This is a genomic window from Modestobacter caceresii, assembly GCF_000761485.1.
GTDB classification, from domain to species: Bacteria; Actinomycetota; Actinomycetes; order Mycobacteriales; family Geodermatophilaceae; genus Modestobacter; species Modestobacter caceresii.
Genome location: NZ_JPMX01000042.1, coordinates 15,771 through 37,100, shown reverse-complemented (window position 1 = coordinate 37,100; position 21,330 = coordinate 15,771). Strand labels below are relative to the sequence as shown.

Below are 21,330 nucleotides of genomic sequence, written 5' to 3'. Positions count from 1 at the left end.
GCACCGGTCGGGCACGACCGATCGAGGACGAGGGAGTGCTGACGTGGCGAGTGGCGTGGCGAGTGTGTGGGTGCCGGTGACGGACATGGACCGGGCCCGGGCGTTCTACCGGGACACCCTGGGGCTGTCCGAGGGGAAGACCACCGAGGACTGGAGCGAGTTCGACGCCAACGGCCTGATGATCGGGCTGAACGCGCGGGAGAGCGCCCAGCCCGCCAGCGGCGGCGCGGTGATCACCTTCCAGCCCGACGGCGACCTGGACGCCGAGGTGGCCGCCCTGCAGGACAAGGGCGTGGAGTTCGGCGGGATCGCCGACCACCCGTGGGGCCGGCTCGCACCGTTCAGGGACTCCGAGGGCAACGACCTGCAGTTCTACGCGCCACCGTCCTGAGCTGCCGGCCCGACGGGCAGGATGACGGCATGGAGACCGTGCAGCTGCGCCGATACGTGCTCGAGCCGGGCCGGATGGCCGACTTCCTGGCCTGGTTCCCGACCCTGCTGCCGGTGCGCGAGCAGTACGGGTTCCGGGTGCTGTTCGCCCTGGCCGACGAGGAGCACCAGACGTTCACCTGGGCCGTCGCGCACGACGGCGACCAGGACGAGTTCCGCCGGGTGGAGGAGACGTACCACGACTCCCCCGAGCGGGCCCGGGTGTTCGAGACCTTCCCGGCGTGCGTCGCCGACAAGGAGATCGGCTTCGCCGTCTCCGCCGTCTGAACGTCCGCGGGGGCAGGGACGGACCGTCCCTGCCCCCGCGGGTCGCTCAGTGCCCGCCGCCCTCGCAGCACTGGTGCGGGTCCTCGATCTCGAACGGCTGGAGCACGCCCCCGGCGGCCCGCTCGACCAGCAGGGTGAGCCGGCCGCCGGAGAACCGCGGCCGCAGGAACCCGTTCGGCCCGGTGTCCACGACGTCGGTGCCGGCCGGCTCCACGCCGATCCCGACGACCTGCTCGATCGCGGTGGCGGCGATCAGGTCGGCCACGGGCACCCGCCCGGTGACCGACGCCGACCCCGGGAAACGGACCGCCCGGCCGGCGTCCCCGGCAGCGGCCTCGACCAGCGCCGTCCGGGCCGGGCCGGCGACGTCCGCGTCGTGGGTGCCGCCGGCCACGACCGGGCCGGCCAACGCCCTCGCCAGGACCGACCGGGTCGCCGCCGGGTCGGCCGGCTCCCCGGTCAGCCGGATCGAGACGCCGACCCGGGGCGCCGGGGCGGAACCGTCCACGTGGGTGCAGACCAGCTCCGCCGCGGCCCCTGAGCCGGCCAGCGCCTCGTCGACCGCCGCCAGCAGGTGGGCGTCGGCGACCCGGTCGGCCGCCGGCGCCCCGCCCCACCAGACCGCCGTCAGCGATGCGGTCATCAGATCGCGTCGACGAACACCGGGTTGGCGTAGAACCAGAGGTCCTCCCACGGGTTCGCGTCCCCGACGACGTCCATCAGCGGGTTGCCGTTGCTGTCGAGCTGATTGCCGTCGCTGCCGCGCAGGCGCACGTAGAACGACCGCTCGACGTTGGTGAACGTGTGCTCGAACGTCCACTGGGCCCGGCCGCGGCCCACCTCGAAGGTCTTCGCCACGGTGGTCTCCGGGGCGGTGAACCGGTCCCGGTCGCTGGCCTCGCCGGTGATCGGGCCGCTGATCAGGTCGACCTTGGCGAGCTTCGGCACGTCGCCGTTGGCGTTGGCGCCGCCGGCCACCTTGACCGTGATGGTCACCGTGACGCTGCCGCCGCGGCGCACCCAGGTGCGGCCGCCGAGCGTGGCACCCTGCGGGTCGCCGTCCTTCGCCGAGCGGACCCGCACGTCCAGGCCCTCGATGATCCGGCCGTGCACGGCCACGACCTTGCCGGCCTGCAGGCCCTGCATGATCCCGACGTAGGAGCGGGAGTCCGATCCCACCAGGGTGCTGCTGTACTGGCCGGGCCAGAAGTCGCCGTACTGGGTGATCGGCCGGCCGGTGTCGACGGCGTCGCCCTTGGTGCCGTTGGTGTTGAAGTCCAGCGGGCCCTGGACCCGGGTGTCCCGGAAGACCCGGTGCGAGTCCGAGGTGGCGGTGACCCACCACGGCTTGCCCTCGGCCAGCAGCGAGTCCCAGAGCCCGCCGAGGGTGGCGGTCATCCAGTCGAAGCCACCGAAGGTGCGGTAGGACTCCGGCGGGTACGGCAGGAACCGGTCGGCACGGGCGCCGGCGTTGTCGTAGTAGCCACGGCCGCTGCCGGGACCGCCCTGCGAGACCGGGATGCCGGCGGCCTGGTGACCGGGCGCGCCCTCCATGCCGACGGCGACCGACGGGGCCGCGTCGCGCCAGTTGCGGAGCTCGTGCGGGCTGTCGATGCCCTGCCGGGAGGGGTGGTTGGCGAACATCAGCGCGATCTCGGTGCGCCGGTTGCGCACCTGGTTGTCCAGGTACTTCAGCGCCTCGATGGCGTAGGGCTCGACGTTGCCGGTGACGCCCTTGGCCGCCAGCGCGCTGCCGTCGTAGCCGGCCTCGAACGCCTTGAGGATGTCGACGGTCGCGTTGCCCGGGGGCAGCATGACGGTGGCGTGCTCGGCGCCGGGGATGTTCCACTCCAGGCCCTGGTAGATCATCGTGCCCGCGTACTGCCGGCGGACCTTCTCGATCTCCGGGGTGATCTTGTCGATCGAGAGCTTCTGGTGGGCGACGCCACCGTGGTCGGTGATGACCATCCAGTCCAGGCCGTACTGACGGCCCTTGATGACCTGGGTCGCCACGTCGTACTGCGCGTCGGGCGAGTACTTGGTGTGGATGTGGTGGTCGCCGGCGTAGTACCGGGTCCGCCCGGTCCACGCGTTGGTCGTCGTCCCCGCGCCCGCGGCGGCAGCGACTCCCTGGCCGACGCCGGAGACGGCGCCGCCCAGCCCGGCGGCGGCACCGGCGACGACGGCCGTGGTGACGAGGAAGGCCCGCCGCGAGACCGACAACGGGTCGTCGGCCTGCGGGTCGGCCCAGGTGCCCTCCACGCCGGAGACCTCACCGTGGGAGTGGTCGTGATCGTGGTGGTGGGGGTGGTCGTGGTGGTGGTCGTGGCTCATCGAGGCGCTCCCGCATCGTCCGCACTGCATCTGTCGCGGGAACTCTGCGTCGCCGGTACAGACCAGCGGGTGACACCCAGGAGATCATCGGGCGAACAGCCGACGTCCGGGAGCGCGCCATACCTCAGGCCTGGTCAGGGCCTCCGGACAGGGTCCGGCTGATCGCCCGGGCGGCGGCCCGCACGCCGGGCGCCATCGGCCGGACGGCGGCGGCCGAGCTGCCCCGCACCACGATCGACAGCGCCGCGACCACCTCGCCCCGGGCGGAGATCGGCGCGGCCACCGAGACCGCGTCGTCGGTGACCTGCCGGTCGCTGACCGCCACCCCGGCGCGGCGGACCTCGGCCAGCACCCGGCGCAGCTGCACCGGGTCGGTGATCGTCTGCGCGGTGTACCGGCGCAGCGGCGCGGCCAGCACCTGCTCCTGCACCGCGGTCGGTGCGTGCGCGAGCAGCACCAGCCCGACCCCGGTGGGCGGCAGCGCGAACCGGCCGCCGACCTCGGTGTAGACCGCGACCGCGTCCCGGGCGGCGAACCGCTCGACGAACACCACCTCGACGCCGTCCCGCACCGCCAGCTGGACGTTCTCGTGGGTCACCTCGTAGAGGTCCTCCATGAACGGCAGCGCCGCCTCCCGCAAACCCAGCCCGCGCGGCGCCAGCGCGCCCAGTTCCCACAGCCGCAACCCGACCCGGTACCGGCCGTCGGGGTCGCGCTCGAGCCCGCCCCAGCTGCACAGCTCGCCGATCAGCCGGTGTGCGGTGGACAGCGGGACGTCGGTGGCCCGGGCGATCTCGGAGAGGGTCAGCGCGCGCCGGTCCCGGGTGAACGCGTCGAGGACGGCCAAGAGCTTGCTGCCCGCCGTCCGGCGGGCCACCGGACCGGCCGGGCTCAGAGCTCCAGGACGAGCTTCGGACACGCGGCTCGGGAGACGCAGATGAACATCGTGTCGTTCGCCGCCTGCTCCTCCGGGCTCAGCAGCGAGTCGCGGTGGTCGACGGTCCCCTCCAGCACTCCGGTCTCGCACGTGCCGCACGTCCCCTCCTGGCACGAGGAGAGGACCGGGATGCCCGCCTCCTCCACCACCTGCAGGATCGACTTGTCCGGCGGGACGGTCAGCGTCGTGCCCGACAGCGTCAGCTCGACGTCGAAGTCCCCGCTGAGCACCCGCTCGCCCTGCTCCTTCGGGGCGAATCGTTCCACGTGCAGCGACCCGGGCGGCCAGTCGGCGCACCGCTGCTCCACCGCGGCCAGCAGCGGCTCGGGGCCGCAGCAGTACACCTTCGTGTCCGGCTGCGGGGTGCCCAGGATGCGGTCGAGGTCGATCAGCCCCACCTCGTCCTGCGGGTGCAGCGTGACCCGCAGACCGTGCCCGGTCTTCGCCTCCAGCGCCTCCAGCGCCTCGAGGAAGGCCATCGACGTCCGGGTGCGCCCGCCGTAGTGGAACTCCCAGGTGGCGCCGGCCTCCTCGGCGGCGGCCGCCATCGGCAGGATCGGGGTGATGCCGATGCCGCCGGCGAGGAACACGTACCGCTGGGCGGGCACCAGCTCGAAGTGGTTCCGCGGCCCCCGGACGTCGATCTCCGTACCGTCCTGCACCTGGTCGTGCACGAGGGCCGAACCGCCCCGCCCCGCCGGCTCGCGGAGCACGCCGATCTGCCAGACCGCCCGGTCGTGCGGGTCGCCGCACAGCGAGTACTGCCGGGTCAGCCCGCCGGGCAGCAGCAGGTCGATGTGCGCACCGGGCGACCAGGCCGGCAGGTCGGCGCCGGTCGGGTCGCGCAGCTCGAGGACGACGACGCCCTCCGCGCCCGTCGTCCGCCGGGCCACCTGCAGCCGCAGGTCGACCTCGTCATGCGTGCTGTGCACTGCTCTCCTCGTCGTGGGGTCACGCCCGCATCGCCAGATCCCGCCCCGGCCCCGTCCCGAGGCTCGCCCCGAGCTTGCGAGGGGTGAGGAGGACGGGGTCCTTCGACTTTCTCAGGCGGGGACCGGGACCCTGCGGATGATCACCAGCGGGTCGGTCACCAGGTGGGCGGGCGGGGTCGGCAGCGGGCCTGTCACCGGGGGCTCGACCGGTCCACCGGCCGGGTGGTCGGGATGGGCCAGCAGCCACTCCCACATCTCCACCGGGTCCGACGCCTCGGCCTCGGCGCCGCAGTGGCACAGGCCGCGCAGCCGGTCGGAGCCGGGCAGCCAGTTGACCCGCAGCACCCGCTCGCCCTCGAGCACCTGTCGCGGCGCGGGCAGCGTCAGCCCGGGCTCGGTGCGCGACCCGTCCCGGGGCTCGGGGACGGTCACCGGGTGGCCGCCGCGGGGGTGCGGGCCGGCGGGGTGGCCGGTGCCTGCTCGCCGGCGCCCTCGGCCGCCAGCCGGGCGATGATCCGCCGGGCGGCCAGGCCACCGGTGTCGATGTTGATGGAGAGCTCCTGGTAGCCGTCCGGCTCGCCGGTCAGCACCTTCTCCAGCACGTCGAGGGCGACGACGTCCTGCAGGACGACGGTGCGGTTGCTCTCCCGCAGGAAGTCCGAGACCCCCTCGTCGTCGAGGGCGAAGTCGCGGGCGACCGCCCAGAAGTCGTGCGTGGTGGACTCCGTCTCCGGGGTGATCGCGTAGACGACCTCGACGTGGAAGGCGTCCGGGTCGGTGCCGTCGTCGTTCGGCAGCACCCCGACCGGGGCGATCCGGCTGTGCAGCTTGTACAGGCAGGGCGGGGTGAACTCGATGTCCTGCCAGCGGGTGATCCGGCCGGTGATGCCGGTGCTCTTCGCGTAGAACGGCGGGCACTCCGCGTCGGCCATGTGCCGGCTGACGTAGACGACCCCGGCGGCGTCGTCGACCTCGGTGGTGATCGGGGTGTTCGCCACCTCCGGCGTCCCGATGTACCCGCCGTGCAGGTAGGTCTCGTGCGAGAGGTCCATCAGGTTGTCCACGAGCAGGCTGGCCCGCGCGGCGAGCGGCTCCATGCCGCTGACCGTCGTCCAGCCCTCCTGGGCCAGCCACGGTGCCCGCGGGATCGCGGCGCCCTCCGCCTTCTCGGCGTCGCCGATGAACACCCAGACGAAGCTGTCCTGCTCCACCACCGGGTAGCTCTTCAGCCGGGCGGTGCGCGGCACCCGGGTCTGACCGGGCACGGCCACGCAGCCGCCGTCGGCGCCGTAGGTGAAGCCGTGGTAACCGCAGACGACGGTGTCGCCGACCAGGTGGCTGGGCTCCTGCGAGAGCGGGAACCGGCGGTGCACGCAGCGGTCGCTCATCGCGGTGACCTCGCCGGCCTCGGTCCGCCAGAAGAGGATCGACTCCCCGCAGATCGTGCGGCTGAACAGCTCGCGGCCGACCTCGCGGCCGTAGGCGGCCACGTACCACTGGTTGCGGACGATCGACGTCATGGGCTTCCTCCCGCTGGTGTCCTCTTCGACCCCTCCAGCGTGACGGCAGTCACGGCGGAGAACAGCCCTCCTTCCGCCTCACGGAAGCCCATCGCTGCCCCGTCCGGGCGGGCCGGCGAACGCCTGTGCCACGTCGAGCCACGCGTCGGCGTCCGGGCCGACGGCGACGAGGGACAGGGCGGCCCGGGGCCGGCGCTGGACCACCCGCAGGCAGAAGTCCAGCAGTGGCCCGGTGACCGACTGCCCGGCGTCCGGCGGGCCCTCGGTCCAGCGCGAGCCGTCCGCACGGGTCAGCTCGACCCGGATCGGGGCCGTCGGCGCCGGGCGGCCGTGTGCGGCGAAGGCGAACGCCCGGGTGCGCGCGCCGAGGTGGGCGACGCGGTCCAGCCGGGCGGAGGGGCGGGGCGGGCGGCCGAGGGCGTCCCCGACGTCCACGCCGTGCGCCCAGGTCTCCATCAGCCGCGCCGTGGCCATCGACGCCGCGCTCATCGGCGGGCCGAACCAGGGCAGCCGGGTGCCGTCGGGCACGGCCGCGAGGGCCTCGGCGAGGGCTCCCCGGCCGGTCCGCCACCGGGCCAGCAGCACCGCGGGCGGCTCGGCCGCCCCCTCCTCGGCCCCGCCCACCACGGCGTCGGCCGGCTCCGCGGCCGCCCGGACGGCGAACGCGGCGGGGTCCGCGGCGGCCAGCAGGGCGACCTCGTCGGTCCAGGCCAGGTGGGCGACCTGGTGGGCGACGGTCCACCCGGCCGCGGGGGTGGGCCGGGCCCAGTCCGCGGGCTCGAGCGTGCCGAGCAGCTCCTCCAGCGCAGCGCCCTCGGCGGCCAGGTCGGCCAGCAGCCCGGGCCTCACGGCACCGTCGACGGCTCGGCGGCGATCCGGCGCAGCTCGGCGCGCTGCACCTTGGCCGAGGCGGTCATCGGCAGCTCGTCCACGACCCGCCACGAACGCGGCACCTTGAACGGCGACAGCCGCTCCCGGCAGTGGGCGGTCAGCTCGTCCGGGTGCGGGTCGCGGCCGCCCGCCGGGACGACGAACGCCACCACCAGCTCCCCCCACCGCTCGTCCGGCACCCCGACGACGGCGGCCCGGGCGACGTCCGGGTGCTCGGCCAGCACCTCCTCGACCTCGACCGGGGACACGTTCTCCCCACCGGTCTTGATCATGTCCTTGAGCCGGCCGACGACCCGGCAGGCACCACCGGCGTCCATCGCGGCCAGGTCGCCGGTGTGCAGCCAGCCGTCGGCGTCGATGGCCGCGGCCGTCGCGGGCGGGTCGTCCAGGTAGCCGCGGGTGATCCGCGCGCCGCGCACCCACAGCTCCCCCGGCGTCCCGGGCGGCACGGCGTCGCCGTCCGGGCCGGCGATCCGCACGTCGGTGCCGGCCAGGGGCGCCCCGACGGTCTCCCGGCGCATCGGGTCGGGGTCGGTCGGCGCGGTCTGCAGCACCGCCCCGCAGGTCTCGGTCATGCCGAAGGTGATCGACAGCCGCGCGTCGAAGACCTGCTCCACCCGGTCGACGAAGGCCGGCGTCACCGTCATCCCGCCGGTGAACAGCACGCGCAGGTCGGGCAGCCCGGGCGGGCCCTGGGCGGCCAGCAGGTCCAGCAGGGTGGGGGCGGCCGACAGCATGGTCACCCGGCGGTCGGCCAGCGCCTGCAGCACCGGTCCCGGCGCGAACGGCAAGACGACGTGCTCGGCCCGGGCCCACAGCGCCCCGACCACCCCGAGCACGTTGCCCGCGGTGTGGAACAGCGGCATCGGGTTGCACCAGGTCCGGCCGGCGGTGGGCCCCAGCCGCTCGGCGAAGGCGTGCCCGGTGACGACCATGGCGCGGTGGGTGATCCGCACCCCCTTGGCCCGGCCGGTGGTGCCGGAGGTGAACTGCACCTGGGCGAGGCTCTCGGGGTCGACGACCGGCAGCTCCCCCGGCACGGCCTCCGGCAGGGCGGCCCGCCAGTCGGCGCCGACCCGGACGACCTCGACGCCGGCGACGGCCGCGCAGAGGTCGGCCACCGGGTTGCCGGCGACGTCCTCGGCGGCGAAGACGCAGGCCGCGCCGGAGAGCCGCAGGGCGTGTTCCAGCTCGGCCGGCCGAGACCGGGGGTTGATCGGCACGAGGGTCATCCCGGCCAGGGCGACGCCCAGTTGCAGCAGCACCGGCGCCGGCCCGTTGCCCAGGCAGGTGGCGATCCGGGCACCGGGCGCCCGGTCGCGCAGCAGCCCGGCGGCCACCACCCGGGCGTCGGCCAGCAGCTGTGCCGCCGTCCAGGTCCCCCCGGTGGCCGGGGTGCTCAGCAGCAGGTCCTCGGGGCCCTCCCGGACCGCCCGGTGGAGGACGTCGCCGAGGACGCCCTCCACCAGGCCGACGCCCGGCGACCGCAGCTCGCTCACCGCCAGCGCCGGCACCGCTCAGCCCCCGTAGGAGAAGGACTCCGCGCTGGGGCCGCTGAACTCCTCCAGCAGCGCCAGTCCGGCCTCGGCGGCGGCGCCCACCTTGGAGACGTAGACGGTGGTGGTGGGCGACTGCCCGGGCTGGGAGTAGTCCAGCCCGTCGGGCAGCAGACCGTCGGTGTCCACCGACGAGCTCTCCTGCAGTGCGGCGACGACGCCCTCCGGGGTCAGCTCCCCGGCCTCGCAGGCTCCCTCGAGCGCCTGCCGGAGCAGCTCACCCTGGACGTAGGCCAGCGGGACCTCCCAGCCCACGTCACCGTCGGGGGCGACGGAGGCGTAGAGCTCGTTGGCGGCCTGGACGCCCGGGGCGTCCGAGGCGTACGGCGCCACGCTGGTGATGCTGTAGGCGTTGGCCACAAGCGCGTCCGCGACCGGGCTGCCCAGCAGCGAGGGGTTGAACGTCGGGTTCATCCCGACGATCGGGACGTCGGCCCCCTGGGTGGCCAGCACCCCGGCCAGCGAGGCGAGCTGGGTGGGCGCGGCGGCGAGCACGACGCCGGCCACGTCGGCCTGGACCAGCGCCGAGGCCTGCGCGGACAGGTCGGTGGTCTGCGAGGTGATCTCCTGGGCGACGATCTCCACGCCCCGCTCCTCGGCGGCGTGCTCGGCCCCCGCCAGGGCGTCGCCGCCGTAGTCCCCGGCGAAGTAGACGACACCGATGCGGCCGCCCTCGGGCACGCCGAGCTCGTCGACCAGGTAGTCGACGGCGTTGGCGGCCTCGATCGCGTAGCTGGCGCCGGGGAGCTGGTTGTTCTCGTACTGCAGCGCGGAGCCGGTCCACCCGACGCCGCCGACGTAGACGTCGTCCTGCTCGGCGAGCGGCAGCACGGCCGCGCTGGTCGGGCCGCCGAGGACCTGCTGCAGGGCGATGACGTCCGGCGCCATGCTCCGGTAGAGGGTGACCGCGCGCTGCGGGTCGTAGCCGTGGTCCTGCACGTCGACCACGACGTCCCGGTCGCAGACCCCGCCGTCGGCGTTGACCTGGTCCCAGTAGGCGTTGGTCTGGGTGACCTGCACCGCGGCGCCGGCGGCGAACGGCCCCGACAGGTCGGTGAGCATGCCGACGGTGATCTCGGAGTCGGTGACCCCGCTGCCGGTGGTCACGTCACCCTCCCCACCGCCGCCCTCGCCCGACGCGTTCGGGTCCGTGGTGCTGCAGGCGGCCAGCGAGAGCATCGTGACGGCCGCGGCGGTCAGCGCACAGGTGCGGGGCAGGTGCTTCATCGGGTGGTCTCCTTCGACCGGGGGTGGGTGACCGCGGCCGGGTGGCTGCCGTCTGGGGTGCTGGGGTCGGTGGTGCCGGAGGCTGGGGCGGTGCGGCCGGTGGGTCCGGGACCGGGCGTGTCCGGGTCGGTGGTGCCGGCGTCGCCGGAGGGACCGCCGCCCCCGAGCCGGTGCCGGAGTCGACGACCGGCGCCGGCGAGGCCGCCGCGGAGGAGGACCAGGACGGCGATGATCGCCAGCCCGTAGACGATCCGGGAGGCCGTCGAGGGGTCCAGGCCGCCCGAACCGGGGGCGGCGAGGAAGGGCAGCGCCGAGCTGTACTCGGCCAGCACGAGCGGCAGCGCGGTCACGAAGAGCGCGCCGACGACCGCTCCGGCCACCGAGCCCAGCCCGCCCAACACGATCATCACCAGGAAGTCGACCGACGCGGTCAGCGAGAAGACGTCCGGCGCGACCCGCCCGTAGGCGAGCGCCAGCATCGCGCCCGCGGTCCCGGCGTAGGCGGAGGAGACGACGAAGGCCGCCGCCTTCGCCCGGGCCACCCCGATGCCCATGGCGGCTGCCGCCGTCTCGGAGTCACGGACGTTGGCCCAGGCCCGGCCGGTGCGGCTCGCCCGCAGGTTCCCGGCCAGCCAGCAGGCCACCACCGCGAGCAGGAGGAAGAGGTACCAGAGCCGGTGCAGCCCCTCGAACTCCACGCCGCCGACGGCGAGGTAGTCGGGGTCGCGGTTGCTGAAGCTGAACCCGCCGAGCGCGAAGGACTCGACCGACCGGCCGGTGAACCCGCCGGTCCAGTCGGTGAGGTTGAGCAGCAGGTGCCGGACGACGAAGACGAGCCCCAGGGTGGCCAGGCCCAGGTAGATGCCCCGCAGCCGGCCGGCGACGGGTGAGAAGGCGGCGCCCACGCCCGCAGCGACGAGCGCGGCCAGCGCCAGCCCCAGCACCGGGGGCAGACCCCCGCCGGTGACCGACGTCGTGGTCTCACCGGTGGACCACGCGTACACGTAGGCGCCGATCGCGGCGAAGGCCGCGTGCCCCAGCGACAGCTGCCCGGCGACGCCGACCAGCAGGGTGAGCCCGACCGCCCCGATGGCCGCGGCCATCACGAACAGCCCGGTCTGCAGCCAGAAGTCGTCGAGCACCAGGGGCAGCGCCAGGGCGACGACGAGGAGCGCGACGCCGCCGAGCCGACGGAGGAGATCAGACACGGACGGCCTCCTTGCTGCCCATGAGGCCCGAGGGCCGCACGAGCAGGACGACGATCATGACCACGTACGGCGCGACCTCGCCGAACCCGGCGCCCAGGACGTGCTCGAGGTCGCCCTCGTAGCCGGTGACCAGGGCACTGGTGAGCCCGATGAGCAGGCCGCCGACGACGGCGCCGGGCACCGAGTCGAACCCGCCGAGCACCCACGCCGGGATCGCCGCGAAGGCGCTGAGCGCGATCGTCGGGGCGACCCCCGGGGAGGGGAAGGAGGTGAGGAAGACGCCGGCGACCGCGGCGAGCACACCGGCCAGCGCCCAGCCGGTGGCCGCGGTGCGGGACAGCCGGATGCCCATCAGCGAGGCGGTCGGGCCGTCGGCGGCCGCGGCGCGCATGCCCACACCGAGGTCGGTGCGGGAGAAGAGGTACCAGAGGGCGGCGAACGCGACCACCGTCACCCCGGCCGCCACCACCCGTCCGGTGGGCAGCGCGATGTCGCCGAAGCGGACCACCGAGGCCCCCCACGGCGCACCGACCGGGAGCACCTGGTTGCCGATCCGCCGGGTCAGCTCGGTGAGCAGCACGATGTCCACCCCGAGCATGAGGATGGCCGCGGCCCCGGGCTCGGGATCGGCGAGGTTGCGCACCAGGAGCGCGTTGATCAGCACCCCGACCAGCGCCGCACCGAACAGCGCCACCAGCATCGCGGGCCAGAAGCCGATCGTCGGGTGCAGGACCGCGACCAGGTAGGCCCCCAGCAGCACGATCGAGCCGTGCGCGAAGTTCAGCACCCCGGTCGAGGTGAAGACGATGGCGAACCCGGCCGCGATCAGGCTCAGCACCAGCCCGTAGGACAGGCCGTTGAGGACCTGGGTGAGGAAGTAGCTCATCTCGGGGTCTCCGCTCCGCTGCCGTTCACGCTGCCGACGCCCCGAGGTAGGCCCGGAGCACCTCGGGGTCGCGCTGGACCTCGGCCGGGGTGCCCTCGGCGATCTTCTTGCCGAAGTCGAGGACGGTGACCTGCTCGGCGAGCCCCATCACGAAGGGCATGTCGTGCTCGACGAGCAGCACCGACAGCCCCAGGTCCCGGCGCACCTGGCGGATGGTCTCGGCCATCTCCTGCGACTCCCCGTGGGTCATCCCGGCGACCGGCTCGTCCAGCAGCAGCAGGGACGGGCGGGCGGCCAGCGCCCGGCCCATCTCGACGCGCTTGCGGTTGCCGTAGGACAGGCTGTGCACGGGCACGTGCAGCAGCGGGCCCAGGCCGAGGAGGTCGGCGATGTCGCGGACGGTCGACCGGTGCGCGCGCTCCTCGCGGCGGGCCCCGGGTGTGCGCAGGGCACTGGCCAGGACTCCGGAGCGCATCAACCGGTGCCGACCGACCAGCAGGTTGTCCTCGACGGTGTCCTCGAGGGCCAGCGAGATGTTCTGGAAGGTCCGCGCGACGCCCAGCCCGGCGGTCCGGTGGGAGGGCAGCGCGGTCAGCTCGTCCTCGCCGTAGGTCACCCGCCCCTCGGTGGCGCGGTAGGCGCCGCCGAGCACGTTGATGCAGGTGGACTTGCCCGCCCCGTTCGGCCCGATCAGCGCGTGCACGGTGCCGGGCTCGACGGCGAAGGAGACCTCCGACAGCGCGGCGATGCCACCGAACCGGACGGTCAGCCCCTCGACGGCGAGCCGCTTGGGCGCCTCGGCGGTCGGGATCCCCGGCTCGGTGACGACGACGGCCGCGGGACGCTCCGGCGCAGCGGCGCCCAGGTAGCGCTGCCGGACGTCGTCGCTGGCCGCGAGCTCGTCGGCGCTGCCGGCCGCGGTCACGTGGCCCACCTCGAGCACGTAGGCGCGGTCGGCGACCCGCAGGCCCATCACCGCGTTCTGCTCGATGAGGAGGACGGCGGTGCCCTGGGCGTTGATCGTGGTGACGATCTCGCCGATCTGGTCGACCAGGAGCGGGGCGAGGCCGAGCGAGGGCTCGTCGAGCAGCAGCAGCTGCGGGGAGGTCATCAGCGCGCGGCCCATCGCCAGCATCTGCTGCTGGCCACCGGACAGCAGCCCGCCGAGCTGGGTGCGGCGCTCGGCGAGCACCGGGAAGAGGTCGAAGACCCGGTCGCGGGCCTCGTCCCGGGCCTTGGCGTCGCGGACGGTGAACCCGCCGGCGCGCAGGTTCTCCTCCACGGTGAGGTCCCGGAAGACGCGCCGCCCCTCGGGCACCTGGACCAGCCCGCGCCGGACCACCGTGGAGGTGTCCAGCCCGGCGAGGTCCACGCCCTGGTAGCGGATCGTGCCGCCGGTGACCGCGCCGCCGTAGGAGCCCAGGGCCCGGGAGACCGCCCGCAGCAGCGACGTCTTCCCCGCGCCGTTGGAGCCGAGGACGGCGACGACCGACCCGGCCGCGACCTCCAGCGACACGTCGCGCAACGCCTGGACTGCGCCGTCGTAGGAGACGTCGAGGTGCTCGACGCTCAGCAGCGGTTCGGCCATCGCCGTCCTTCCTGGTCGCTCCCGAGAGGGACGAGCGGCGCTCGTCCGACGTGGTCGGTGTCACACGAAAGCTAGAGAGGGTCTCGACGCGCGTCAAGGAGTTGTCTAGCTTTGTGTCCGAGTCGCCGCCCGGCGGCTCGGACGGGGGGTACCTGTGGAGGCGACTGCGGACGTGGGTGCGGTGGAGGCGACTGCGGACGTGGGCGCAGTGGAGACGACTGCGGACGTGGGACCTGTGGAGGCGACTGCGGACGCGGACGCAGCGGTGAACTCCCAGGCGGCTCCGGCGCCGGCCGACCGCGGGGCGGACGGGCCGCACCGGCCCCAGTCGCTGCTGCTGGGCTTCCTCGGCGGTTTCGTACAGGGCCGGGAGGTGCCCCCGCTGCCGGCGGTGGTGCTGCTCGACCTCCTCGGGGAGCTCGGCGTCACCGAGGCCGCCGCCCGCGCCACGCTCAAGCGGATGACCCACCGCGGCCTGCTGGAGCGGTCGCAGGTGGGGCGCACCGCGCGCTACCAGCTGACCGCCCTGAGCGAGGGGGTGCTGAGCCGGGCCGGCCGGCGGGTCGACTCCCCCACCCCGTTCGAGCACCCCGAGGGCAGCTGGACGCTGCTGAGCTACTCGATGCCGGAGAGCCTCCGCGACCTCCGGCACCGGGTGCGCTCCCGGTTGGCGTGGGCGGGCTTCGGCGGGCTGCGCGACGGGCTGTGGATCGCCCCGGGCACGGTCGACGTCGCGGAGGTCTTCGCCGAGGCCGGCCTGGAGGACGCCGCCGGGCTGGCCGACTGGTTCGCGGCGCAGCCGCTGCCGGGCACCGACGTCGACGGACTGGTGCACCGGGCCTGGGACGTCCCGGCCGTGCTCGCCGCGCACGAGCTCTTCCTCCAGGCGTGGGCCGCACCGCCGGAGGACCTCAGCGAGCTGGGGCGGGCCACCCTGCTCATCGCCGACTGGCTCCGGCTGCTGGGGACCGACCCCGGGCTCCCCGCGCGCCACCTCGGCCCGGACTGGCCGGCCGCCCGCAGCACCGACCTCTACCGGCGGACGTTCGCCGCCCTCCGGCCCGGGGCCGACGCCGCCCTGACCCGGGCGGTCCGCGCCGCTCCCGGCCCGTGACCCCACCCACCCACCGATCCCCCCAACCGTCGCCACCACGGCGTCGAACGAAGGAGCACTCATGGACCTGACCGGCAAGGTCGCCGTCGTCACCGGATCCGGACGGGGCCTCGGCCTCGCCTACGCCACCGAACTCGCCCGCTGCGGGGCCGCCGTCGTCGTCAACGACGTCGACCCCGACGTCGCCGAGGCCGCCGTGCAGTCGATCACCGACGCCGGGGGCACCGCCGTCGCCGAGGTCGTCGCGGTCGGCAGCAGCGAGGCCGCCCAGGCGCTCGTCGACCGGGCGGTGGACGAGTTCGGCCGGCTGGACGTGCTGGTCAACAACGCCGGCATCCTGCGCGACACCACCGTGTGGAAGATGACCGACGAGCAGTTCGACGCCGTCCTCACCACCCACCTGCGCGGCACCTTCACCTGCACCCGTGCCGCCGCGATCCGGATGCGCGAGCAGGGCGAGGGCGGCCGGGTCATCTGCATCGGCTCCCCCACCGGCCAGGTCGGCAACTTCGGCCAGACCAACTACGCCGCCGCCAAGGCCGGGATCGTCGGCATGGTGCGCACCTGGGCGATGGAGCTGGCCCGGGCCGAGATCACCGTCAACGCCGTCGTCCCGGTCGCCGCCACCGCGATGACCGAGACGGTGCCCTTCCTCAAGCCCTACGTCGACGCGCTCGCCGCCGGAGACCCGCTGCCGGCCTTCGCCCGGCAGGAGCTGGGCTTCGGCAGCCCCCAGGACGCCGCCGGCCTGGTGGCCTTCCTCGCCTCCGACGCCGCGGCCGGGATCACCGGGCAGGCCGTGGGCATCGGCGGCGACCGGCTCGCACTGTGGAGCCACCCGACCGAGGTCGTCGTCGAGTTCGCCGACGGCACCGGCTGGTCGCCCGACGCCATCGCCGAGGCGTGGCCGGCGAAGTTCGCGTCGTCCCAGCAGACGGTGGGCCAGCAGCTGCCGGAGCCCCCGAAGTGACCGGGCTGGACCTGGACACGCTGGTCGCGATCGACGTGCACGTCCACGTGCACGCCGACCAGCACGGGCACCTCGCGCTGGACGACGAGCTCAACGCCGCCGCCAGCCAGTACTTCAAGGGCGACCCCTACGACCCGACCGTCCCCGACATCGCCGCCGACTACCGGGGCAAGCAGATGGCCGCGGTCGTCTTCACCGTCGACGCCGAGGCGGCCACCGGGCAGATGACGCTGTCCAACGAGGAGATCGCCGACCTCGCCGCGCAGCACCCCGACGTCCTCATCCCGTTCGGGTCGATCGACCCGGCTCGCGGGGTGGCCGGCATCCGGGCGGCCCGCCGGCTGGTGCAGGAGCACGGCGTGCGGGGGTTCAAGTTCCACCCCAGCCTGCAGGACTTCCTGCCCAACGACCGCGCGGTGTACCCGCTGTACGAGGAGCTGCAGTCCCTCGGCGTCCCGGCGCTGTTCCACACCGGGCAGACCGGGATCGGCGCCGGGCTGCCCGGCGGGCGCGGGATCAAGTTGCGCTACTCCGACCCGATGCTGCTGGACGACGTCGCGGCCGACTTCCCGGGCCTGACGATCATCATGGCCCACCCCTCGGTGCCCTGGCAGGACGCCGCCATCTCGGTGGCCACCCACAAGGCCAACGTCTACATCGACCTCTCCGGCTGGTCGCCGAAGTACTTCCCGCCGCAGCTGGTCCGCGCCGCGAACACGATGCTGAAGCGGAAGGTGCTGTTCGGCTCGGACTACCCGCTGCTGCGCCCGGAGCGCTGGATCCGCGACTTCGAGGCCCTGGAGATCAAGGACGAGGTCCGGCCGCTCATCATGAAGGAGAACGCGATCGTGGCCCTGGGGCTGCGGTGAGGAACGCCGGACTGGGCTCCTGGCCCGAACGCCGGCTGCGGAGCTCCCCGCACAAGCCGGCGCTCTGGTTCGAGGGGACGACGACGACGCACGGCGAGTTCGCCCTGCGGGTGCGGCGGGCCGCCACCGCGCTGGCCGGGCTCGGGGTGCAGCGCGGTGACCGGGTCGCGTGGTTCGGCGGGAACCACCCGGCCGGGCTCGAGGCGCACTACGCGTGCGGCCAGCTCGGCGCGATCTGGGTGCCGGTCAACGCCCGGCTCACCCCGCCCGAGGCGCAGTACGTGCTCGAGCACTCCGGTGCGTCCCTGGTCGTGCACGGCCGGGAGCACGGGGCGACGGCGGACGCCCTGCGCGCGGCCCTGCCCGCCGTCCGGCACTGGGTGGCGGCCGAGCCCCCACTGTCCGGCGGCGCCGACTCGCTGGACTGGGCGGGGCTGCTGGCGGAGGCGGAGCCGGTGCAGCGCGACGAGCCGGTCACCCTCGACGACATCTGCCTGATCATGTACACCTCCGGCACCACCGGACGACCCAAGGGCGCGGTGCTGACCCACGGGAACATGACCTGGTCGTGCATGAGCCAGGTGCTCGGCTTCGACTTCACCCCCGACGAACGGACGCTTGCCCTCGCCCCGCTCTTCCACATCGGCGGGCTGAACGGGACGCTCAACCCGACCCTGCTGCGCGGCGGCTGCGTCGTGCTCGTGCGGGGGTTCGACCCGCCGGCGACGTTGGCGGTCATCGCCGAGCAGCGGGTGACGTCGTTCTTCGCCGTCCCCACGATGCTCGACGCGCTCAGCCGCCAGCCGGACTTCGGCACCCTCGACCTCTCGGCGCTGCGCACCATCGGCGCCGCCGGGGCACCGCTCCCCCTCCCGCTGCTGCGCACCTGGCTGGAGCGTGGGGTGACCGTGCAGCAGGCCTACGGGATGACCGAGACGGCCCCGGCCGGCACCGCGCTGGACAGCGCGGACGCGGTGACCAAGGTCGGGTCGGCCGGGAAGTCGCAGTTCTTCACCGACGTCCGGGTCGTGCGGCCCGACGGGACCGAGTGCCCGCCGGGTGAGGTCGGCGAGATCGTGCTGTCCGGGCCGAACGTCATGGCCGGGTACTGGAACGCGCCCGACGCCACCGCCGCCGCGATCGTGGACGGCTGGTACCACTCCGGGGACGCCGGCTCCACCGACGAGGACGGCTACCTCTACATCCGCGACCGCTACAAGGACATGATCATCTCGGGCGGGGAGAACGTGTACCCGGCGGAGGTCGAGTCGGTGATGCTGGAGCTCCCCGAGGTGCAGGAGGTCGCGGTGATCGGCAAGCCCGACCCGCACTGGGGCGAGGTCGGCCTGGCCGTCGTCGTCCCCGCGCCCGGGGCCCCCCGTGACGCCGACGCGCTCCGCGCCGCGCTGCGAGAACGGCTCGCCGGGTTCAAGGTGCCCAAGGAGGTCCGCTACGTGGACGAGCTGCCCAAGACCGCGACCGGCAAGATCCGCAAGCCGGACCTGCGACAGACGTACGTGCCAACCGAGGAGGACGCATGACCAGCACCACCACCACCATCGCCGAGCTGCCCTCGCTGAAGGGCCAGGAACTCGGCACCAGCGACTGGTACGAGGTGACCCAGGAGGCGGTCAACCTGTTCGCCGACGCCACCGGTGACCACCAGTGGATCCACGTCGACGTCGAGCGGGCGAAGGCGGAGAGCCCCTTCGGCGGCCCGATCGCGCACGGCTACATGACCCTGTCGCTGCTCGTGCCCCTGGTCTCGCAGACCTACACGGTCACCGACGCGAAGATGGGCGTGAACTACGGACTGAACAAGGTCCGCTTCCCCGCGCCCGTGCCGGTCGGCTCGAAGGTCCGGGCGCGGGTGACCCTCAAGGACGTGGAGGAGATCGCCGGCGGGCTGCAGAACACCGTCACCGTCACCATCGAGCGCGAGGGCGGCGACAAGCCGGTCTGCATCGCCGAGTGGGTCACCCGCACCTACGCCTGAAAGGACCCTCCTGCCCCCCACCGCTCGCAAGTTCGCGGCGGGCCCCTGCAGGAGGGCCATGACGGCGATGCGCATACCGTCCGAGGCGTGCGCATCGCCGTCTTCACCGGGTCCCACGCCGGGCCGCCGTCCCACCAGCGGGCTGCCGCCACCTTCGCCACCGAGCTGGCCCGGGCCGGCGTCGGCATCGTCTACGGCGGGGGGAACGTCGGGCTGATGGGCGTCGTCGCCGATGCCGCGCTGGCCGCCGGCGGCGAGGTGGTCGGGGTGATCCCGCAGCACCTGGTGGACGACGAGGTGGCGCACCCCGGCCTGCCCCGCCTGGAGGTCGTGCAGACGATGCACGAGCGCAAGGCGGTGATGGCGGACCTGTCCGACGCGTTCGTCGCCCTGCCCGGTGCCGCCGGCACCCTCGAGGAGCTGTTCGAGGCCTGGACCTGGGGCATGCTCGGGCTGCACGCCAAGCCCACCGCGTTCCTCGACGTCGACGGGTTCTGGCAGCCGCTGCTGGACCAGCTGCGCCGGATGGTCGACGACGGCTACCTGGCGGCCAACCGGCTCGACGCCCTCGGCGTGGTGCACGACGCCGCGGAGCTGCTGGCCTTCGTCGCGGGCTACGAGCACCCGGCGCGCAAGTGGACCCCGCCACCGGCCGCCTAGCCTGCTGCCCATGGAGCACGCGGACGTCGTCGTCGTCGGGGGCGGGCCGGCCGGCGCGGCGTGCGCGGCCGCCGTCCGCCGGGCCCGGCCGGACGCCGACGTGCTGGTCCTCGACCGCGCCGACTTCCCCCGGGACAAGGTCTGCGGGGACGGGATCGCCCCCGAGGCGCTGGACGTGCTCGCCGCGCTGGGGATCGACGTCCCGGCGCTGACCGCGGGGTTCCCCGCCGTCCCCCGGCTCCGCCTGCAGGGCCCGGGCGGGACGACGGTGGAGCGGGCCCTGCACCGGCCCTCGCTCGTCGTGCCCCGTGCGGTGCTCGACGGGCGACTGCTCGCCCAGGTGCTGGCCACCGGCGTCCGGTTCCGGCGGCACACCGTCCGCCAGGTCACCGTGCGCCGCACGCACGTCGAGGTCGACGACGTCGTCCGCGCCGGGGTGATGGTGGGCGCCGACGGCGCCGAGTCGGTGGTGCGCCGGGCGCTCGGGCTGGCCCCCAACCCGCCGGACCGGCTGGCCATCGCGATCCGCGGCTACGCCCCGGTGCTCCCCGGCCTGGACGGCGTGCAGGTGGTGACCACCACCGACCAGCGCTGGCCGGCCTACGCCTGGTCCTTCCCGATCGGCGACGGACGGGCCAACGTCGGCTACGGCGAGCTCGTCTCCGGGGGCGTGACCCGCACCGAGCTGGTCGCCGGGCTGCACCGGATGCTGCCGGGCGTGCGGCCCGAGGGGCTGCGCGCGCACCGGCTGCCGCTGTCGACCGGCCGGCCCAGGCTGCCCGGGGGCCGGGTGCTGCTGGCCGGGGACGCCCAGTCACTGATCAACCCGCTGACCGGGGAGGGGATCTTCTACGCCGTCCTCTCCGGCGCCCTGGCGGGCACGGCGGCCGGCCACGGTCCGCGCGCCGGTGAGGTGCACCGGCGGCTGCTGCGCCGCCGGCTCGGCGGGCACCTCCGCGCGTCGGCGGTGACCTCCCAGCTGAGCCGGTGGCCGGTGCTGATGGACGCCGCCGTGCGGGCGGCGCGGGCCGACCAGCGGGTCTTCGACGACGTCGTCGCCCTCGGGCTGGCCGACGGCCGGCTCACCGCCCGGACCCTGGCGGCCACCGCACGCCGGCTGCGCTGACCCTCGAGCGACAGGGGCCCCGTCACAGACTGCCGACCGACGTCGCCACGGTCGCCAGCCCCGTGACCATGACCAGACCGAGCGTCAGCAGCCGGAACGGGGCCAGGGGCAGCCGGGAGCCGTAGGCCACGCCCAGGAGGTTGCCCAGCACCGCGCCCGGGAGCCAGCACGCCAGCAGCAGCCCCACCCGGTCCAGCGACAGCCCACCCGTCAGCCCGATCACGGCGAGGGCCATGGCGTTGCAGGCGAGCAGGTACACCGCCATGTCGGCGATGAACGCCCGGGGCGCCACGTTCCGGTGGGAGAGCAGGATCACCGGCGGGGGGCCGTTCATCGAGGTCGTGATGCCGAGGAACCCGCCCAGCACCCCGGCGACACCCGGCGCGAGGCGGGACGGCGCCCCCGGCTCACCGGACCGGACGGCCGGCCGCCGGAGCAGGAGGAAGCCCGCGGCGACGACCGCCACGACTCCAGCCGTCACCTTGAGCGCGTCGGCGTCGACCCGGTCGAGGGCGAGGTGGCCGAGCAGCAGTCCGGGGACGCAACCCACCACCAGGTACGTGGACCGTTGCCGGTCGACCGAGTGCCGGAGCCGGAGGACGGCTCCGATCCGGGTCACCACGCCGACCGTGAGGTTGATGACGACGACGTCGGTCAGCGGGATGCCGGCGAGCAGCAGGAGCGGCGCGCACACCAGGGAGTAGCCGAAGCCGGTTCCGCCGGCCAGGACGCTGGCGGCGAAGACGACCACGCCGCCGGCCACCAGCAGCATCCCGTCCACCGTCCCCCCCTCCCCCGC

At 74.5% G+C, this 21,330-nt stretch carries 21 protein-coding genes and 1 pseudogene; 9 read left to right on the top strand and 13 right to left on the bottom strand.

All coding sequences use genetic code 11. From position 1 onward, the window contains the following. Window positions 1–43: 43 nt before the first annotated feature. Both IN07_RS10440 and IN07_RS10435 read left to right on the top strand, forming a co-directional pair. Window positions 44–391: a VOC family protein gene (locus IN07_RS10440; protein WP_231558099.1), complete on the top strand. Its 348-nt coding sequence runs from the start codon at window positions 44–46 to the stop codon at window positions 389–391. A 29-nt stretch (window positions 392–420) separates the two neighbouring features. After that, window positions 421–717, top strand: a complete 297-nt coding sequence (locus IN07_RS10435; protein ID WP_036335646.1) for a hypothetical protein — start codon at window positions 421–423, stop codon at window positions 715–717. A 46-nt stretch (window positions 718–763) separates the two neighbouring features. On the opposite strand, the gene IN07_RS23950 is transcribed toward IN07_RS10435, so the two are convergent. From IN07_RS23950 to IN07_RS27045, 12 genes and pseudogenes are all read right to left on the bottom strand, one after another. Next, the gene (locus tag IN07_RS23950; protein ID WP_052091114.1) at window positions 764–1,360 is read right to left on the bottom strand and encodes a hypothetical protein; all 597 of its coding nucleotides are present in this window, start codon (window positions 1,358–1,360) and stop codon (window positions 764–766) included. Continuing rightward, the gene (locus IN07_RS10425) at window positions 1,360–3,051 is read right to left on the bottom strand and encodes a PHP domain-containing protein (protein WP_036335645.1); all 1,692 of its coding nucleotides are present in this window, start codon (window positions 3,049–3,051) and stop codon (window positions 1,360–1,362) included. The genes IN07_RS23950 and IN07_RS10425 overlap by 1 nt, the downstream gene beginning before the upstream one ends. 124 nt (window positions 3,052–3,175) lie before the next feature. Next, the gene (locus IN07_RS10420; protein ID WP_231558098.1) at window positions 3,176–3,898 is read right to left on the bottom strand and encodes an IclR family transcriptional regulator; all 723 of its coding nucleotides are present in this window, start codon (window positions 3,896–3,898) and stop codon (window positions 3,176–3,178) included. A 44-nt stretch (window positions 3,899–3,942) separates the two neighbouring features. Further along, a pseudogene (locus IN07_RS10415) lies at window positions 3,943–4,953 on the bottom strand (PDR/VanB family oxidoreductase); the annotation flags it as partial. A gap of 78 nt (window positions 4,954–5,031) precedes the next feature. After that, window positions 5,032–5,352 carry a hypothetical protein gene (locus IN07_RS25185; protein ID WP_064972399.1) on the bottom strand — a complete coding sequence of 107 codons (321 nt, stop codon included), beginning with the start codon at window positions 5,350–5,352 and terminating at the stop codon, window positions 5,032–5,034. Beyond that, a complete protein-coding gene (locus IN07_RS10405; RefSeq protein WP_036335643.1) occupies window positions 5,349–6,440 on the bottom strand; it encodes an aromatic ring-hydroxylating dioxygenase subunit alpha in 1,092 nt (363 codons plus the stop codon). Before IN07_RS10405 ends, IN07_RS25185 begins: the two co-directional genes overlap by 4 nt. A 78-nt stretch (window positions 6,441–6,518) precedes the next feature. Next, window positions 6,519–7,289, bottom strand: a complete 771-nt coding sequence (locus IN07_RS10400; RefSeq protein WP_036335642.1) for a TIGR03084 family metal-binding protein — start codon at window positions 7,287–7,289, stop codon at window positions 6,519–6,521. After that, window positions 7,286–8,830, bottom strand: coding sequence for a class I adenylate-forming enzyme family protein (locus IN07_RS10395; RefSeq protein WP_231558097.1), 1,545 nt, complete (start codon window positions 8,828–8,830; stop codon window positions 7,286–7,288). The genes IN07_RS10400 and IN07_RS10395 overlap by 4 nt, the downstream gene beginning before the upstream one ends. 18 nt (window positions 8,831–8,848) lie before the next feature. Beyond that, the gene (locus IN07_RS10390; protein ID WP_036335640.1) at window positions 8,849–10,114 is read right to left on the bottom strand and encodes an ABC transporter substrate-binding protein; all 1,266 of its coding nucleotides are present in this window, start codon (window positions 10,112–10,114) and stop codon (window positions 8,849–8,851) included. Then, window positions 10,111–11,322 carry a branched-chain amino acid ABC transporter permease gene (locus IN07_RS10385; RefSeq protein ID WP_036335639.1) on the bottom strand — a complete coding sequence of 404 codons (1,212 nt, stop codon included), beginning with the start codon at window positions 11,320–11,322 and terminating at the stop codon, window positions 10,111–10,113. The genes IN07_RS10390 and IN07_RS10385 overlap by 4 nt, the downstream gene beginning before the upstream one ends. Beyond that, window positions 11,315–12,208, bottom strand: coding sequence for a branched-chain amino acid ABC transporter permease (locus tag IN07_RS10380; protein WP_036335638.1), 894 nt, complete (start codon window positions 12,206–12,208; stop codon window positions 11,315–11,317). The genes IN07_RS10385 and IN07_RS10380 overlap by 8 nt, the downstream gene beginning before the upstream one ends. Before the next feature lie 25 nt (window positions 12,209–12,233). Next, window positions 12,234–13,796, bottom strand: a complete 1,563-nt coding sequence (locus IN07_RS27045; RefSeq protein ID WP_036335637.1) for an ATP-binding cassette domain-containing protein — start codon at window positions 13,794–13,796, stop codon at window positions 12,234–12,236. A gap of 235 nt (window positions 13,797–14,031) precedes the next feature. On the opposite strand from IN07_RS27045, the gene IN07_RS10370 reads away from it, so the two are divergent. The 7 genes from IN07_RS10370 (at window position 14,032) to IN07_RS10340 (ending at window position 20,531) form a co-directional block, all read left to right on the top strand. Then, entirely contained in the window at window positions 14,032–14,910 is an 879-nt protein-coding gene (locus IN07_RS10370; RefSeq protein ID WP_231558096.1) for a PaaX family transcriptional regulator, read from the top strand. Between the two features lie 61 nt (window positions 14,911–14,971). Then, window positions 14,972–15,880 carry an SDR family NAD(P)-dependent oxidoreductase gene (locus IN07_RS10365; RefSeq protein ID WP_036335636.1) on the top strand — a complete coding sequence of 303 codons (909 nt, stop codon included), beginning with the start codon at window positions 14,972–14,974 and terminating at the stop codon, window positions 15,878–15,880. Between the two features lie 5 nt (window positions 15,881–15,885). Beyond that, window positions 15,886–16,749, top strand: a complete 864-nt coding sequence (locus tag IN07_RS10360) for an amidohydrolase family protein (RefSeq protein WP_036335729.1) — start codon at window positions 15,886–15,888, stop codon at window positions 16,747–16,749. After that, on the top strand, window positions 16,746–18,290 hold the full coding sequence (locus tag IN07_RS10355; RefSeq protein WP_036335634.1) for an acyl-CoA synthetase: 1,545 nt from the start codon (window positions 16,746–16,748) through the stop codon (window positions 18,288–18,290). Before IN07_RS10360 ends, IN07_RS10355 begins: the two co-directional genes overlap by 4 nt. After that, window positions 18,287–18,745: a MaoC family dehydratase gene (locus IN07_RS10350; RefSeq protein WP_036335633.1), complete on the top strand. Its 459-nt coding sequence runs from the start codon at window positions 18,287–18,289 to the stop codon at window positions 18,743–18,745. The genes IN07_RS10355 and IN07_RS10350 overlap by 4 nt, the downstream gene beginning before the upstream one ends. An 87-nt stretch (window positions 18,746–18,832) precedes the next feature. Next, window positions 18,833–19,405, top strand: coding sequence for an LOG family protein (locus tag IN07_RS10345; RefSeq protein ID WP_036335632.1), 573 nt, complete (start codon window positions 18,833–18,835; stop codon window positions 19,403–19,405). A gap of 10 nt (window positions 19,406–19,415) precedes the next feature. Further along, window positions 19,416–20,531 carry an NAD(P)/FAD-dependent oxidoreductase gene (locus tag IN07_RS10340; RefSeq protein WP_036335631.1) on the top strand — a complete coding sequence of 372 codons (1,116 nt, stop codon included), beginning with the start codon at window positions 19,416–19,418 and terminating at the stop codon, window positions 20,529–20,531. A gap of 22 nt (window positions 20,532–20,553) precedes the next feature. Here the strand turns inward: IN07_RS10340 and IN07_RS10335 are convergent, their stop codons facing one another. Further along, a complete protein-coding gene (locus IN07_RS10335) occupies window positions 20,554–21,303 on the bottom strand; it encodes a sulfite exporter TauE/SafE family protein (protein ID WP_036335630.1) in 750 nt (249 codons plus the stop codon). Window positions 21,304–21,330 lie beyond the last annotated feature (27 nt).

Excerpts from the sequence above, each read along its gene's own strand:
- IN07_RS10435 (WP_036335646.1), top strand. The coding sequence starts at position 421 with ATGGAGACCGTGCAGCTGCGCCGATACGTGCTCGAGCCGGGCCGGATG.
- IN07_RS23950 (WP_052091114.1), bottom strand. The coding sequence starts at position 1,360 with ATGACCGCATCGCTGACGGCGGTCTGGTGGGGCGGGGCGCCGGCGGCC.
- IN07_RS10425 (WP_036335645.1), bottom strand. The coding sequence starts at position 3,051 with ATGAGCCACGACCACCACCACGACCACCCCCACCACCACGATCACGAC.
- IN07_RS10405 (WP_036335643.1), bottom strand. The coding sequence starts at position 6,440 with ATGACGTCGATCGTCCGCAACCAGTGGTACGTGGCCGCCTACGGCCGC.
- IN07_RS10390 (WP_036335640.1), bottom strand. The coding sequence starts at position 10,114 with ATGAAGCACCTGCCCCGCACCTGTGCGCTGACCGCCGCGGCCGTCACG.
- IN07_RS10380 (WP_036335638.1), bottom strand. The coding sequence starts at position 12,208 with ATGAGCTACTTCCTCACCCAGGTCCTCAACGGCCTGTCCTACGGGCTG.
- IN07_RS27045 (WP_036335637.1), bottom strand. The coding sequence starts at position 13,796 with ATGGCCGAACCGCTGCTGAGCGTCGAGCACCTCGACGTCTCCTACGAC.
- IN07_RS10365 (WP_036335636.1), top strand. The coding sequence starts at position 14,972 with ATGGACCTGACCGGCAAGGTCGCCGTCGTCACCGGATCCGGACGGGGC.
- IN07_RS10350 (WP_036335633.1), top strand. The coding sequence starts at position 18,287 with ATGACCAGCACCACCACCACCATCGCCGAGCTGCCCTCGCTGAAGGGC.
- IN07_RS10340 (WP_036335631.1), top strand. The coding sequence starts at position 19,416 with ATGGAGCACGCGGACGTCGTCGTCGTCGGGGGCGGGCCGGCCGGCGCG.
- IN07_RS10335 (WP_036335630.1), bottom strand. The coding sequence starts at position 21,303 with ATGCTGCTGGTGGCCGGCGGCGTGGTCGTCTTCGCCGCCAGCGTCCTG.